This is a genomic window from Mesorhizobium sp. M5C.F.Ca.IN.020.32.2.1 (assembly GCF_004023105.1).
GTDB lineage: Bacteria > Pseudomonadota > Alphaproteobacteria > Rhizobiales > Rhizobiaceae > Mesorhizobium > Mesorhizobium wenxiniae.
Genome location: NZ_RZSX01001385.1, coordinates 1 through 983, shown reverse-complemented (window position 1 = coordinate 983; position 983 = coordinate 1). Strand labels below are relative to the sequence as shown.

The following is a 983-nucleotide window of genomic DNA, read 5'->3' as shown; positions in this document are numbered from 1 at the left end:
GTCCGCCTTGGTCGGCGGTGTCTGCGCCTTCCTGTCCTGCTATCTGATGCTAAAAGGCTGGTCGTTGATCGGTGACGCGCTCTCGCATTCGATCGTGCCGGGCGTCGCTGGTGCCTATATGCTGGGCCTTCCCTTCTCGATCGGCGCCTTCTTCTCCGGCGGGCTAGCCGCTGCCGCGATGCTCTTCCTCAACCAGCGCACCAAGCTGAAGGAAGACGCTATCATCGGCCTGATCTTCTCCTCCTTCTTCGGCCTCGGCTTGTTCATGGTGTCGCTGTCACCGACCTCCGTGAATATTCAGACGATCGTGCTCGGCAACATCTTGGCCATTACCCCGGAAGACACGCTTCAGCTCGCCATCATAGGCTTCGTCTCGCTCGCCATCCTGCTGGTGAAATGGAAGGATCTGATGGTGGTTTTCTTCGACGAGAGCCATGCCCGCTCGATCGGCCTTAATCCGAGCGCGCTCAAGATCACGTTCTTCATGCTGCTATCGGCCTCCACGGTCGCCGCGCTTCAGACCGTCGGCGCCTTCCTCGTCATCTGCATGGTGGTGACTCCCGGCGCGACTGCCTATCTTCTGACGGACCGCTTTCCGCGCCTGCTCGTCATCGCGGTCGTCATCGGCGCTGCCACGAGTTTCAGCGGCGCCTATGCCAGTTATTTCCTCGACGGCGCCACTGGCGGCATCATAGTCGTGTTGCAGACGCTGATCTTTCTCGCCGCCTTCTTCTTCGCTCCCAAGCATGGAATGCTGGCAGCCCGCCGCCGCTCGGCGCGGGCCTTGGAGGCCAGCCTATGAGCATCCTCGACACGCTGCTTAGCCCCTTCCAGTTCGACTTCATGGTCAATGCCCTGATTGTTTCGGTTCTGGTCGCTATGCCGACGGCGCTGCTCTCCTGCTTTCTCGTTCTCAAGGGCTGGTCGCTGATGGGCGACGCCATCAGCCACGCCGTCTTTCCCGGCGTGGTCATCGCCTACAT

At 60.8% G+C, this 983-nt stretch carries 2 protein-coding genes; both read left to right on the top strand.

What is annotated here, in order from left to right; translation table 11 throughout:
- Positions 1-802, top strand: an 802-nt coding sequence (locus EOA86_RS36205) for a metal ABC transporter permease (protein WP_164892391.1), incomplete at its 5' end; no start/stop codon positions are given.
- The coding region (locus EOA86_RS36200) for a metal ABC transporter permease (RefSeq protein WP_206630259.1) at positions 799-983 on the top strand (185 nt) is incomplete at its 3' end. The genes EOA86_RS36205 and EOA86_RS36200, both read left to right, overlap by 4 nt.